Below are 13,730 nucleotides of genomic sequence, written 5' to 3'. Positions count from 1 at the left end.
GCTTTGTCATAGCCCTCAATCCCGTCCAATCTCCAGCAAGATCTGGCTCAAGTCATTGACCGTCCTCGCGGATTTAAGCAACCGGTCCTCTTCGGCGGTAAAGGCCGTCAGTTTCAGTTCATCCTCCAGATGGAAGATCAGCTCTTCGATATCTTCCCTGTCCAGTCCCAACTGCTCCAGACTGGTGTTGTCGTCGAAGTCACTGCGGCCGTCCAGCAGACGGCTGATGTGACGGTGCACGACGGCGCGAACGGCTTGTCTGTTCATGGCAATTCATCGTGAATGTTATTTTTTAGTCCCTGAGTGTTTTTCCTGAAGATCAGTACAGCAGGCTTCAGCCGTGGCAACGCTGCCATTGGTCAATCATGTGGTGCAGGTGTTCCCCGGAAAAACTACCGAAATGCCCGCCATGCACCGTACGGATCGACAATCCCAGCAGGCGCTGCAGGCTGCGGGTGTAGTCGTCGAGGTTGGAGTGGTAGGCGTCTTCGACCGGCGGACCGTCGTAGATGATGTCGCCACTGAACAGGGTTTGGGTCGAGGCTTCGTACAGGCAGATGCCACCCGGGGAGTGTCCCGGAGTGTGTATCACCTGTAATACCCTGTTGCCCAGATCCAGCACGTCGCCATCCTCGATCATCCCGGTGGCCGGGGCGGCCTTGACCCGGTATTCGGCGTAGCACAACGGGCAGTCCGGGTGCGCCTCGAACATGTCGTCACCGACAAATGCCCTGCTCAAGTCGTTTTCGCCATCTGGCGCAGCAAGAATTTCAGCTTCGGCGGGATGTACCAGGCGTTCGGGAAATTCGTGATGGCCGGCAATGTGATCAAAGTGGCAGTGACTGGCCACCGCCACCAGCGGCCGTTCGGTGATCCAGGGCAGTTGCTCGCGCAAGCTGACCAGGCCCGAGCCACTGTCCAGCAGCAGGTCTTTGTCGCGGCCTTGAACGTGCCACAGGTTGCAGCGGTAGAAGGGGCGGATATAGGGCTCATGAATCAGGCGGATGCCATCGCTGAGCTGTTGCACCTCGAACCACTGATCGCGGCTTACGATTTTCATGAGCGCTTTCCTGCAGGCGAAAAAAAACGAGTGTGGCAACCGACGCCACACTCGTCGAAGAAAAAAGTTAAACCACTTTTTTCAGTTTAGGCAGCGCTTGCCAGTGGCAAGGGGCGGCGGGACAGCAGGCTGACCATCACGAAGCTCAAAAGGCTTACACCAAGGCTGTAGTAGATCGGAGTGTTGGCATCCAGACCGTCCTTGACCATGAACAGCAGAGCAGTGGCGAAGCCCATGCCCATGCTGGCGATGGCGCCGGCGGTGGTCGCGCGTTTCCAGAAGATCGCCCCCATCAGCGGGACCAGCATGCCACCCACCAGCAGGTTGTAGGCCAGGGTCAGGGCGCTGATCACGTCGTTCACGATCAGAGCAATCGCCAGCACCACGCAGCCGGTCAACAGGGTGAACAGGCGGTTGATGGCCAGGCTCGACTGTTTGCCGCCACGCAGTTTCGGCAACAGGTCTTCGGTCAGGGTGGTGGCAGCGGCGAGCAGGCCGGCGCTGGCGGTGGACATCATGGCGGCCAGGGCGGCGGCGATCACCAGGCCACGGATACCGTCCGGCAGGGACAGTTTCACGATAGCGGCGAAGGCGTTGTTGACGTTGTCCAGATCCGGGATCAGCACGTGAGCGGCCATGCCGATCAGGGCGCAGGCCAGGCCGTAAAGGATGCAGTAGATACCGGCTGCGGTACCGGCGACCTGGGCGACTTTGGCGGTCTTGACGGTGAACACCCGTTGCCAGATGTCCTGACCGATCAGGATGCCGAAGAAGTAGATCATGAAGTAGGTGATGATGGTGTCCCAGCCGATGGTGGTGAAGCTGAAGCTCGCCGCCGGCAGTTTCAACACCAACTCATCCCAACCGCCGACGCGGTACAGGCAGATAGGCAACAGGATGAACATCAGGCCGACAGTCTTGATGACGAACTGGACGATGTCGGTCAGGGTCAAGGACCACATGCCGCCAATGGCCGAGTAGATCACCACGACGCCGCCACCGAGCAGTACCGAAATCCAGAATGGCAGGCCGAACAGCACTTGCAGCACGGTGCCGATGGCCAGGATCGAGGTCACGCCGATCATCAGTGCGTACGCCAGCATGATCACCGCGCTCGCGGAGCGGGCCATCGGGTTGTAGCGTTTTTCCAGCACCTGGGTAACGGTGTAGATCTTCAGTTTCAGCAGCGGTTTGGCGAGGAACAGGTTAAGTGCCACGATCCCGCAACCCAGTGCCGCGCACAGCCAGAAACCGGAAATGCCATGGACGAAGCCAAGACGTACGGTGCCCACGGTGGACGCGCCACCCAGAACGGTGGCGGCCATGGTGCCCATGTACAGGCTTGGACCGAGATTGCGACCGGCGACTAAAAAATCTTCGTTGGTCTTGGCCTTGCGCATGCCGTAGTAGCCGAGTATCAGCATCGCAGCGGCGTAGATGAGTACGACGAATAAATCCAAAGCCATGATGGCGTGTCTCCGATTGTCTTTTTTATTGTGAGGCGAAAATCAACCGCTGTGGCGCCACGAACCCACAGGTAATTCGTTGACCACAGGTAATGCGCAGTCCTCAGCGGTGGACCACGCCAGGCAGTACGCAGAGCATTTCGTACAGCAGGTTGGCGGCCAGCAGCGAGGTGTTACCGGTGGTGTCGTAAGCGGGCGAGACTTCTACCAGATCACAGCCGACGAGGTCGAGGCCTTGGCAGCCGCGAACGATCTCGATTGCCTGAATGGTCGTCAGGCCGCCGATTTCCGGGGTGCCGGTACCGGGTGCCCAGGCCGGGTCGATGCCGTCGATATCAAAGCTCAGGTACACCGGACCATTGCCGACTTTCTCGCGAACTTCGGCCATCAATGGCGCCAGGGATTTGTGCCAGCACTCTTCGGCCTGAACCACACGGAAACCCTGATTGCGGCTCCAGTTGAAGTCGTCAGCGGTGTAGCCCTGCGCGCGCAGGCCAATCTGCACCACACGCTCAGGATCCAGAAGACCTTCTTCGACGGCGCGACGGAAGGTGGTGCCGTGGGCGATTTTCTCGCCAAACATGTGATCGTTTACATCGGCGTGGGCATCGATGTGCACCAGACCGACCTTGCCGTGCTTTTTATGGATGGCACGCAGGATCGGCAGGGTGATGGTGTGGTCGCCGCCCAGCGTCAGGGGGATCACATCGTGTTCGAGGATGTTGTCGTAGGATTCTTCGATGATCCGCACGGCATCCAGCAGGTTGAAGGTGTTGATCGCAATGTCACCAATATCGGCAACCGACAGCGAGTCGAACGGGGCAGCGCCGGTGGCCATGTTGTATGGGCGGATCATTACCGATTCAGCGCGGATTTCGCGAGGTCCGAAACGGGTGCCTGGGCGCAGGGAGGTACCGATGTCCAGTGGCACGCCTACGAAGGCAGCGTCCAGACCGGCAGCGGTATTCAAATGGGGGAGTCGCATCATGGTGGCGATGCCGCCGAAGCGCGGCATTTCGTTGCCGCCCAGTGGTTGGTGAAGAATCTTGTCCACGGGTAAGGCCTCATCGTCGTTTGTTTTATTTATGTCGGTTGCGCCGTTCACGGGAGGTACGGGCACCGGTTTGGGCGGATTCTGCGAAATGTAGTGGCCGGGAAGAATCGCTACGGGCAAATACTTAGTTCAGATTTTTCTAAACTAATGGCGGAGGGGGAGATAGACTTCCCGGCTTGAGATATGCGTTGTCCGGGCGGGCCGATCGCCAGCAAGCCGGTTCCTAAAGGGTCAGCGATCATTCTGTAGGAGCCGGCTTGCTGGCGATTGGTTGCGCAGCAACCGCCCATCCGACAACGCCGACTCACTGAACAAGTTACGGAGCCCCCATGGCCAACGCTTTACCCGACCTCAAACTATTGCGCATCTTCGTCAGCGTGGTGCGCCATCAGGGTTTTGCCAACGCCCAGCAGGAGCTCAACCTCTCGACGTCGGCCATCAGCACTTACATGAGTCAGCTCGAAGGCGCGCTGGGCCTGGTCCTGTGCCATCGCGGCCGGGGTGGTTTCAGCCTGACCAGCAAGGGCGAGCTGTTTCATCAGGAAACCTTACGGCTGCTGGGTGAGCTGGAAGGGTTCGAACAGTACGCCGCCGCCCTCAAGGGCGAGTTGCGCGGCACGCTGAACCTGGGGGTGATCGACTCCACCGTAAGCGACAAGGCCTTGCCCTTTGCCGAAGCTATCGGCGCCTACAGCCAGGAGCACCCAGCCGTGCACTTGCACCTGTCGGTGATGAGCCCTTACGAATTGCAGCTGGGCGTGCAGGACAATCGCCTCGACCTGGCCATCGGTGCGTTTTCCACGCGTATGAGTGGTCTGGTGTACATGCCGCTGTACCGCGAACAGCACTGGTTGTATTGCAGCAGCCGTCACCCGCTGTTCAACGAGCGGCGCATTCCCGAGCAGGTCATTACCCAGCAGCGCATGGTCGGGCGCGGCTACTGGAGTCAGGCCGAACTGGCTCGCCACGGCTTCAAGCACAGTGCCGCCACCGTGGAAAGTATGGAGGCGCAGTTGATCCTGGTGTTGTCCGGCGCCTACATCGGCTACCTGCCTGAGCACTATGCCCAGTCTTGGGCGGACAAGGGCGATTTGCGCGTATTGCTGCCGGCGACTTTCGGCTATCAGGCGCCATTTTCGATGATCATGCGCCGTGGTCGCAGCCGTGAGCCGCTGATCCAGACCTTCCGCGATTTGCTCAAAGCCCAACTGAATCAGGCCTGACGATGTCCAGAATTGAATGCCCCCGTTGCCTGCGCCCACAAAGCCATTGCCTGTGCCCGCTGATCCCGAGCCTCGACAGCCGCACCCGGGTGTTGCTGTTGCAACATCCCAGTGAAGTGAGTCATGCCTTGAATACCGCGCGCCTGGCCGCGTGGGGCTTGAACAATGCCGAGCTGATCGTGGGCGAGGTGTTCGAGGATCTGCCGAGGCTGTTGAATCAGCCGGGGTATCAGGCGCGATTGTTGTTTCCCGGTGAGGATGCGCAACCCATGCAGGCCTATGGCGCCACGAGTGAGCCACTGTTGCTGGTGGTTCCTGACGGCACCTGGCGCAAGGCGCGCAAGATGCTGCACCTCAATCCGCTGCTGGCCGCGTTACCCAGGGTGACGCTGGCTGAAGGCGGCGTGTCCCGTTATCGACTGCGCAAGGCACCAGGACCGGGGGCGCTGTCGACGGTGGAGGCGATTGTGCAGGCGCTGGAAAGCCTTGAGGCGCCAGCTTCTTTTGCGCCGTTGCTCAAGCCTTTCGAAGCATTGATCGAGGGGCAGATTGCGGCGATGGGGGAGGAGGTTTTTCAGCGTAATCATGGGCCGAAATAGTCGGCGCTTTTGCTGACCCCTTCGCGGGCAAGCCCGCTCCCACAGGTTTTTCGTGTTCACAGTGTTTGTGTACGACACGGACACTGCGGGAGCGAGGATGCTCGCGATGCCGGTGGAACGATCACAAGAGATCCTGAATAGTGACTAGCGCTCGCGCATCGCCTCGGTCCGCGCTTTCAACACCGGCTTGAGCAGGTAATCCAGCACCGTCTTCTCCCCGGTAATGATGTCCACCGTCGCCACCATCCCTGGAATGATCAGCAGCGGTTTCGCGTCCCCGCCCAAGTGGTTTTTGTCGGTGCGCACCTGAATCAGGTAGAAGCTGTTGCCCTTGTCATCGGTGATGGTGTCGGCGCCGATCAGTTCCAGCTTCGCGCTCAGGCCGCCGTAGATCGTGTAGTCGTAGGCGCTGAATTTGACCATGGCTTTCTGGCCCGGATGCAGGAACGCTACGTCCTGTGGGCGCACCTTGGCTTCGATCAGCAGGTTGTCTTCCAGCGGCACGATCTCCACCATGTCGCTGCCCGGCTGGACCACGCCACCGATGGTATTGACCTTCAGCACCTTGATGATGCCGTGTACCGGTGAAACCACCGTGGTGCGTGTCACGCGGTCATCGATAGCGATGCTCGATGCCGTTATTTTCGACAGGTCGGTGCGTTTCTCATTCAATTCTTTCGCCGCTTCCGAGCGAAAGGTCTGTTCCGACTCATCGATCTTGCTCTTGATCTCGTTGATCGCCGATTCGGCCCGGGGAATGGCCAGGGTCGTGGCGTTCAGCGAGCCGCGAATCTCCACCGCGCTGCGTTTGAGGCGCAGGATCTCCACCGGCGACACCGCCCCGGTGCCCACCAGTGGCGTGGACATGTTCATCTCTTGCTGCAACAACGCGAGGCTGGAACTGAACTGCCCCTGTTTCGACCTGAACTCCGCCAGTTCCTGGGTTTTTTGCCGAAGTTGTTCGCTCAATGTCCTCTGTTCACTGGCCAGTCGACGTTGCCGTTGCTCATACAGCGAGCGCTCGTCTTCGGCCACTTGCGGGGCTTTGGCGATAACTTCTTCTGACAGCTTGAAGGGGCGGCCCTCGGCTTCGGCGGAGAGCCGTTCGACCTGCGCGGTCAGGGCATAACGATCGGCTTCGCTTTCACCCTTGTTCGACAGGTAGCGGGTGTCATCCAGGCGCAGCAAAGTATCGCCCTTGTTCACCATTTGCCCTTCGCGTACGAAGATTTCAGTGACGATGCCGCCCTCCAGGTTCTGGATCACTTGCACCTTGCTCGACGGGATCGCCTTGCCTTCGCCCATGGTGACTTCCTGCAGCACGGCGAATTTGGCCCAGACGAGCGCACTGACAATCAGCCCGGCCGCCAGCCACACGGTGATGCGCGACCCGCGCGGGGAGTCCTGCAACGAAGCGCCGGCGGTTTCCGGCATGAATTCGGTTTCGGCACTTTTGCTGAAACTGTCGAAGTAGCCACGTGCTTTTGACGTGACAGGCGGGGAGTCAGACATGGACCACTCCTAGACAGCCGCAGAGCCGACGCGGCCCTTGCGCAGTGCATCGATGACCGATTCTTTCGGCCCGTCGGCGACGATCCTTCCGTTGTCCAGCACCACCAACCGATCTACCAGGCTGAGCATCGAGGTGCGGTGCGTGACCAGCAGGATGGTTTTGCCCTGCACCCAGCCGTGGAGTTTTTGCCGCAGGACGTCTTCGCTGCTGTTGTCCATGGCGCTGGTGGGTTCATCGAGCAGCATGATCGGCGGGTCGAGCAACAATGCCCGGGCCAGCAATACCGCCTGACGCTGGCCGCCGGACAGCAGTTGTCCGCGCTCGCCCACGGGACGGTCGAAGCCCTGCGGGTGTTGCCGGGCCAGTTCAGTGACGCCGGTGAGTTCCGCGACTTCGAGCATGCGTGCATCGCTGATGTAGCGCGCACCGAGGGTCAGGTTGTCGCGCAGGCTGCCGGCCAGCAGCGGAAGGTCATGGGCGACATAGCCGATCTGATGGCGCAGGTCGGCGACGTCCAGTTGCCGCAGGTCCAGGCCATCGAGCAGCAGTTGGCCTTCATCCGGTTCGTAGAAACCCATTACCAGGCGGGCCAGGGTGCTTTTGCCGGAGCCGCTGCGCCCGATGATGCCGATACGTTCGCCGGGTTTGACGCTGAAACTGACATTGCCCAGCGCCGGAGCGCTCTGGCCGTTGTAGTGGAAGGTCACGCCAACGACATCCAGCCCGCCTTGCAGTTGCGTGCGCTCCAGTGGCCGTTGTCTGGCGTCGCGCTCCTGGGGCAGGCCCATCAACGCGTCGGTGCTCTTCATGGTCAGTTGTGCTTGCTGGTAGCGCGTGATCAGTCCGGCGATCTGTCCCAGGGGCGAAAGTACCCGACTGCCGAGCATGTAGGTCGCCACCAGCGCACCGACGCTGAGGTTGCCGGCGATGATGCTGTAGACCCCGGCGACGATGGTCGCCATGCCGGAGAACTGCTGGATGAACAGCGTGCCGTTGGTCGCCAGGGCCGAGAGATTACGGGCGTGGCTGTCGAGGCGGGTGAGGGCACCGTGGGTGCTTTCCCATTTGTGCTGGCGCTCGCTTTCAGCGCTACAGGCCTTGAGGGTTTCCAGGCCGCTGAGGGTTTCAATCAGTAGCGCCTGGCGTTCGGCGCCGAGGCTGAGGCTTTTCTGTACCGTGTCGCGCAGGCGCGCCTGAATCACCATGGCGAAGATGATGGTGATCGGAAACGCCAGCACCGGGATCACCACCAGCCAGCCGCCGAGCAGGCCGATCACCACCAGCATCAGCAGGGCGAAGGGCAGGTCGATCAGGCTGGTGAGGGTCACGGCGGTGAGAAATTCGCGCAGGCCCTGGAAGTCATGAATGCTCTGGGCGAATCCGCCGATGGTGGCCGGCCGGGCTTTCATCGCCATGCCGGTGATGCGCTCGAACAGGGTCGCCGACAGGATCACGTCGGTTTTCTTGCCGGCAGTGTCGAGCAAATGCGCGCGCACCACCCGCAGCACCAGTTCGAAAGCGGTACCGATCAGCAGACCGATAGCCAATACCCACAAGGTCGAGGTGGCCTGGTTGGGCACCACGCGGTCGTAGGTCTGCATCACGAACAGCGGCACCATCAGGCCCAGCAGGTTGATCAGGAAACTTGCCAGGATCGCGTCACTGTACAGCCATTTCGACAGTTTCAGCGTATCGCGGAACCAGGCCTGGACCCGCGGTACCAGAGGCGAGCGCAGGTCTTCGAGTTCATGGCGTGGCCGGGCGAACAACGCCTGGCCACTGTAGTTTGTGGCGAGTTCCTCGGGGCTTATCCATTGTTCGCCACCGTCGGCCTCGCTGGGCAGGATCAGTACCTGGCCATCTTCGCCGTAACGGCGCAATACCGCGGTACAACCGTTGTTGAGCAACAGGAGCACGGGCAGGTTGAGCGGGGAGATGTCTTTGAGGTCGCGACGCAGTAAACGCGCCTGCAAACCAGCCCGGGCTGCTGCGCGTGGCAGCAGCTCCAGGCTCAGGCGTTGGTGTGCCATTGGCAGCCCGGCACTCAGGCTGGCGCGACTGACCGTCGCGCCGTGGAGTTTGCAGAGGATCAGCAGGCCATCCAGAAGCGGATCATCGAAGCTCAGGCGCGGATCGACACCGGTGTTGCCGGGTTCCATGCTGGTCACATTGATCGCTCCGTGGACTACTTCATTTCAGGCAAACGGGCTTCGTTCTTCACTTCGGTCTGGGCAATCGCATCGGCGGGCAGTACCACCCGTTGCTTGCTCAGCAACTGGCCCATGTTCGCCAGTACACGGTACATCGAATACTCTTCGGTGTAGCGCACTTCTGTGTAGCGACGGTTGGCGTTGTAAAGCTCGTTTTCACTGTCCAGCAGGTCGAGCAGGGTCCGTTGGCCGAGGCCGAACTGATCCTGGTACGCCACGCGCACGCGCTTACTGGTATCGGCGTATTCGCGGGCGGTCGGTGTTTGCTTCTTGGCGTTGACCATGGCGTTCCAGGCCAGGTGAATGTTTTCGTTGAGTTGGCGCAGGGCATTGTTGCGGATGTCCATGGCCTGGTTGATCTTGTGCGCGTCGGAAGCCAGGCGTGCCTTGTCGCTGCCGCCGCGGAACAGGTTGTAGTTCATTACCACGCCGACCCGCCATTCGTTGTCATGGCCTTCTTCGCCCCCGATGTTGTTGTTTGCGCCCACTGCGGCCTCGGCGTCGAAGCGCGGATAGAATGGCGACTTGGCGACTTCGTACTGGCTCTCGGCGGATTGCACGTCGGCCTGGGCGGATTTCAGGTACGGGTTGTTTTCAACCATGCTCTGCTGGGCTTCCGGCAGGGAGCCTGGCAGCTCGCCGCGGATCGAGGGCGGGACTTCGAGTTCATCCGGCAAGCGTCCCACGACGCTGTAGAAATTCGACTCGGCGTCGGCCAGATCGACCTGAGCGGTGTCGAGGTTGTTTTCCGCCAACGCCCGACGGGCGGTGGACTGGTCGGCGTCGGCGTTGCTGCCCACACCGCGCTGGGTACGCAGGCCGATCTGATCGTTGACCCGCAAATGCGCCTGCAGGTTGTTCGTGGCCAGGGTCACCAGTTCACGACGCTTGAGCACTTCCAGATAGACCTCGGTGGTGCGCAGCGCCAGATCCTGGGCGGTACCCTGAGCGTAATAGGCCCGGGAGTTGACCACGCCTTTGGTGCGCTCGACTTCGTTGGCGGTATTGAACCCGTCGAAGAGCATTTGCCGCAGGCGCAGTTCCGACTGGGTGTAATTGAGAATTTCGGTGTGGTGATTGCCAAGTGCCCGGGTATTGGTGTTATCGCTGTAGCCGCGCCCGTAGCCGGCATTCAGGTCTACTGACGGATAAAAGCCCCCCTTGGCGACTTTCACGTCTTCGTCGGCCGACAGACGGCCGTCGACCCGTGAGGCGAGTTCCGGATGGGTCGCGATGGTGCTCTGGATCGCGTCGGTCAACGACATGGCGTGAGCCTGGTTCGTGCAGGCCATGGCCAAAAGAACCGCGCTGCAGAGGGGGGTTAAAAGGCGCATGGGTGCATCTCCCTGATAACTGATGGCGCTTTCTGAGTCGCCAAATATTTGACGACATTTATAGGTAAAACCGTTTCATGCTTGTAACAACACAGCTAAGAACATTCTAGAGCATAGCTAAGAAATATTTTTCATAAGGCTTATGCCAAAAAAAACTTATGCGCTCCGTAAAATCCAGCACATTGTTCAATACGAAAGCCTTTGATTTATGAGCTTTAGGGCGCTCATCGAGGGTTTAAGGAAAGTTCCAATCCACTTATCGACAGAGGGCGGAGAACTGCTAGAGGGGAGGGACGCGTCGATCTATTGGTGACGGTTTTTTGTCACTGGAGTGGTTCAAGATCGTTACGCTTTGCTCGCAGACGAACTGTCGCGGACTGGATCAGATCCCATTGATTGCATGGGATTTTTCCCGAACCGCAGACGTCATCGGTGAGTGACCGGCTGGGCGCGATTGTCGCCAGGGCCCCGGTTTACGTCAGGTAACCGGCACCCTGGAGAATCCACCAGTCTCCCGTTTGAGCCATGAGCACGTTTTTCGCACAAACAGGATGCCGACAGCGGTTGGCAGCGGAGGAAGTGCACATGGCTACGCTCATCGGAATCGTCAGTAAGGTCATTGGTCAGGTATTCGCCGTGGCGAGCGATGGCACGCGGCGCGCTTTGGTCGAGGGCGACCGATTGTTCGCTGGTGATCAACTGAACACTGGCGCTGAAGGCGCGGTGGCAGTGCATCTGCAAAATGGCCAGGAGCTGACGCTCGGGCGTGGCAGTAGCCTGCAGATGACGCCCCAGTTGCTCGCGAACCAGACGCCACATGTGCAGACGCCGGAAGCAGTGACGCCCAGCGAGGCGCAACTGACTGATGTCGAGCAACTGCAAAAAGCCATTGCGGCCGGTGATGACCCGACCCAAACTGCTGAAGCCACTGCAGCCGGGCCAACCGGAACACCGAGCGGGACACCGGGTGGTGCACAGGGCGGTGGTCATAATTTTGTGATGCTCGAAGAAGTGGGTGGCAGGGTTGATCCGACTCTCGGTTTTCCTACCGCCGGTTTCAATGGCATTCCGCAGATAACCCTGGAGCGCCTGGCCGGGGACCCGGATAACGACCTCCTGGCGGATGACACGACACTGCTGCCGCCAGTGGTTGAGGATAACCCGGTAACCCTCGACGGGCTCACGGTGCAGAACATCGAGCGCAACGCCATTGTCAATGAAGCCAACCTGGACGGTGGTTCGGCGAGGAATCTCGGGGCGCTGACCAAAAGCGACACCTTCACCATCACCGCCCCAGACGGGCTGAGCAGTCTGAACATTAGTGGGATCAACGTGATCAGTGGTGGCGTACCCGCCGGCTTCCCGCAGTCGATCACCACGCCATTGGGCAGCACGCTGACCATCACCGGTTACGACCCGGCCACCGGTGTGGTCAGTTACAGCTACACCCTCAACGGCAGAGAAAGTCATGCCAACGGTGATGGCTCCAACACCGTCAGCGAACATTTCACCGCAGTAGCCGTCGACAGCGATGGCGATACGGCCACAGGATCGCTGGACGTCATCATCACCGACGACGTGCCCCAGGCGATCGACGACAGCAATGGTATCGCCACTGAAACCCTGCTGACCCTCAACGGCAACGTGCTGACCAACGACGTACAGGGCGCCGACCGCGTACCGACTGGCGAAAACGCCGGCCCGATCACCCCCGGCACCTTCGCCGGCACCTACGGCACCCTGGTGCTCAACGCCAACGGCACGTACACCTACACCCTGAACACCACTGACGCTGATTTCAAAGCCTTGCACGGCGGCGGTGACGGCACCGAGACCTTCAGCTACACCCTGACCGACGCGGACGGGGATACCAGCACCGCCAATCTGGTGCTGCAGATCCACAACAACGACGACACCGTGACTATCGGTGGTCTGGACGTCGCCGGTGGCGAGTTGACTGTTTTCGAGAAAAACCTCGGTGACGGCAGTGCTGCGGATAGTAATGCCCTGACCCAGAACGGCACCTTTACCATCACCGCGCTGGACGGTGTGACGACCCTGACGGTGGGCGGTATTGCCGTTGTCACCAACGGCGTGGCGGCGGGCTTCCCGCAATCAGCGGTCACTCCGTTGGGCAGCACCCTGACCATCACCGGGTTCAATGCCACTACCGGCGTGGTCAGCTACAGCTACACCCTCACCGATAACGAAGCGCACCCAACCGCCAACGGCGCCAACACGCTGTCCGAGCAGTTCGCCGTGACCGTGGTCGATGACAACGGCACCATCGCCAACGCCAGCCTCGATGTCAACGTTGTCGACGACCTGCCTGCCGGGGTGAACGACAGCAATGCGAGTACCGCCTCGGAGACCTTGCTGACCCTCAATGGCAATGTGCTGAGCAACGACGTGCAGGGCGCTGACCGCGTATCTGTCGGTGAGAACACTGGACCGATTACCCCCGGCACCTTTAACGGTACTTATGGCACCCTGGTGTTGAATGCCAACGGCACTTACACCTACACCCTGAACACCACTGACGCCGACTTCAAAGCACTGCACGGCGGCGGTGACGGCAGCGAAAGCTTCCAGTACACCATCACCGACGCGGACGGCGACACCAGCACCGCCAACCTGGTGCTGCAGATCCACAACAACGACGACACCGTGACCATCGGCGGCCTGGACGTTGCCGGTGCCGAACTCACCGTCTTCGAGAAAAACCTTGGTGACGGCAGTGCATCGGATACCAATGCCCTGACCCAGAACGGCACGTTCACTATCACCGCACTGGACGGTGTAACGACCCTCACGGTAGGCGGCATTGCCGTGGTCACCAATGGCGTGGCGGCGGGCTTCCCGCAATCAGCGGTCACTCCATTGGGCAGCACCCTGACCATCACCGGGTTCAATGCCACTACCGGCGTGGTCAGCTACAGCTACACCCTCACCGATAACGAAGCGCATCCAACGGCCAACGGCGCCAACACGCTGTCCGAGCAATTCGCCGTGACCGTGGTCGATGACAACGGCACCACCGCCAATGCCAGTCTCGACGTCAACGTTGTGGACGACCTGCCTGCCGGGGTGAATGACAGTAACGCGAGTACTGCCTCGGAAACCCTGCTGACCCTCAACGGCAACGTGCTGACCAACGATGTGCAGGGCGCTGACCGCGTACCTGTCGGTGAAAACTCCGGACCGATCACTCCCGGCACTTTCAATGGTACCTACGGCACCCTGGTGCTCAACGCCAACGGCACGTACACCT

At 60.4% G+C, this 13,730-nt stretch carries 10 protein-coding genes; 3 read left to right on the top strand and 7 right to left on the bottom strand.

What is annotated here, in order from left to right:
- Positions 1 to 15: 15 nt before the first annotated feature.
- The 4 genes from KW839_RS25550 to speB all read right to left on the bottom strand — a co-directional run bounded on the left by KW839_RS25550 (position 16) and on the right by speB (position 3,580).
- Positions 16 to 267 (bottom strand): hypothetical protein, encoded by a 252-nt coding sequence (locus KW839_RS25550; protein WP_060541323.1) that lies wholly within the window; start codon positions 265 to 267, stop codon positions 16 to 18.
- Positions 268 to 334: 67 nt separating this feature from the next.
- Positions 335 to 1,060, bottom strand: a complete 726-nt coding sequence (locus KW839_RS25545; RefSeq protein WP_218425821.1) for an MBL fold metallo-hydrolase — start codon at positions 1,058 to 1,060, stop codon at positions 335 to 337.
- An 86-nt stretch (positions 1,061 to 1,146) separates the two neighbouring features.
- Complete coding sequence (locus KW839_RS25540; RefSeq protein WP_218425820.1) at positions 1,147 to 2,526, bottom strand: sodium:solute symporter; 1,380 nt, start codon at positions 2,524 to 2,526, stop codon at positions 1,147 to 1,149.
- A gap of 103 nt (positions 2,527 to 2,629) precedes the next feature.
- Positions 2,630 to 3,580, bottom strand: coding sequence for an agmatinase (gene speB / locus KW839_RS25535; protein WP_218425819.1), 951 nt, complete (start codon positions 3,578 to 3,580; stop codon positions 2,630 to 2,632).
- A 329-nt stretch (positions 3,581 to 3,909) separates the two neighbouring features.
- Between speB and KW839_RS25530 the strand changes: the two genes are divergently transcribed.
- Together KW839_RS25530 and KW839_RS25525 are read left to right on the top strand one after the other, a co-directional pair.
- Positions 3,910 to 4,803 (top strand): LysR family transcriptional regulator, encoded by an 894-nt coding sequence (locus tag KW839_RS25530; protein WP_060541327.1) that lies wholly within the window; start codon positions 3,910 to 3,912, stop codon positions 4,801 to 4,803.
- Positions 4,804 to 4,805: 2 nt separating this feature from the next.
- On the top strand, positions 4,806 to 5,402 hold the full coding sequence (locus KW839_RS25525) for a tRNA-uridine aminocarboxypropyltransferase (RefSeq protein ID WP_060541328.1): 597 nt from the start codon (positions 4,806 to 4,808) through the stop codon (positions 5,400 to 5,402).
- A gap of 144 nt (positions 5,403 to 5,546) precedes the next feature.
- Here KW839_RS25525 and KW839_RS25520 read toward each other — a convergent pair whose 3' ends face one another.
- The 3 genes from KW839_RS25520 to KW839_RS25510 are packed head-to-tail and all read right to left on the bottom strand — an operon-like array spanning position 5,547 to position 10,459.
- Positions 5,547 to 6,914 carry an HlyD family type I secretion periplasmic adaptor subunit gene (locus KW839_RS25520; RefSeq protein ID WP_060541329.1) on the bottom strand — a complete coding sequence of 456 codons (1,368 nt, stop codon included), beginning with the start codon at positions 6,912 to 6,914 and terminating at the stop codon, positions 5,547 to 5,549.
- A 9-nt stretch (positions 6,915 to 6,923) separates the two neighbouring features.
- Positions 6,924 to 9,083, bottom strand: coding sequence for a type I secretion system permease/ATPase (locus tag KW839_RS25515; RefSeq protein WP_218425818.1), 2,160 nt, complete (start codon positions 9,081 to 9,083; stop codon positions 6,924 to 6,926).
- A 17-nt stretch (positions 9,084 to 9,100) separates the two neighbouring features.
- Complete coding sequence (locus KW839_RS25510) at positions 9,101 to 10,459, bottom strand: TolC family outer membrane protein (RefSeq protein WP_060541331.1); 1,359 nt, start codon at positions 10,457 to 10,459, stop codon at positions 9,101 to 9,103.
- Positions 10,460 to 11,044: 585 nt separating this feature from the next.
- On the opposite strand from KW839_RS25510, the gene KW839_RS25505 reads away from it, so the two are divergent.
- Positions 11,045 to 13,730 (top strand): retention module-containing protein (locus KW839_RS25505; RefSeq protein WP_218425817.1); only part of this gene is annotated, 2,686 nt, incomplete at its 3' end.

This window comes from Pseudomonas sp. PDM31, from assembly GCF_019218965.1.
Taxonomy (GTDB): Bacteria; Pseudomonadota; Gammaproteobacteria; order Pseudomonadales; family Pseudomonadaceae; genus Aquipseudomonas.
This window is presented reverse-complemented; position numbering and strand designations above follow the sequence as displayed.

What these genes read in the sequence shown, in the direction of transcription:
- KW839_RS25545 (WP_218425821.1), bottom strand. Translation starts at nt 1,060, where the DNA reads ATGAAAATCGTAAGCCGCGATCAGTGGTTCGAGGTGCAACAGCTCAGC.
- KW839_RS25510 (WP_060541331.1), bottom strand. Translation starts at nt 10,459, where the DNA reads ATGCGCCTTTTAACCCCCCTCTGCAGCGCGGTTCTTTTGGCCATGGCC.
- KW839_RS25540 (WP_218425820.1), bottom strand. Translation starts at nt 2,526, where the DNA reads ATGGCTTTGGATTTATTCGTCGTACTCATCTACGCCGCTGCGATGCTG.
- KW839_RS25520 (WP_060541329.1), bottom strand. Translation starts at nt 6,914, where the DNA reads ATGTCTGACTCCCCGCCTGTCACGTCAAAAGCACGTGGCTACTTCGAC.
- KW839_RS25550 (WP_060541323.1), bottom strand. Translation starts at nt 267, where the DNA reads ATGAACAGACAAGCCGTTCGCGCCGTCGTGCACCGTCACATCAGCCGT.
- KW839_RS25530 (WP_060541327.1), top strand. Translation starts at nt 3,910, where the DNA reads ATGGCCAACGCTTTACCCGACCTCAAACTATTGCGCATCTTCGTCAGC.
- KW839_RS25525 (WP_060541328.1), top strand. Translation starts at nt 4,806, where the DNA reads ATGTCCAGAATTGAATGCCCCCGTTGCCTGCGCCCACAAAGCCATTGC.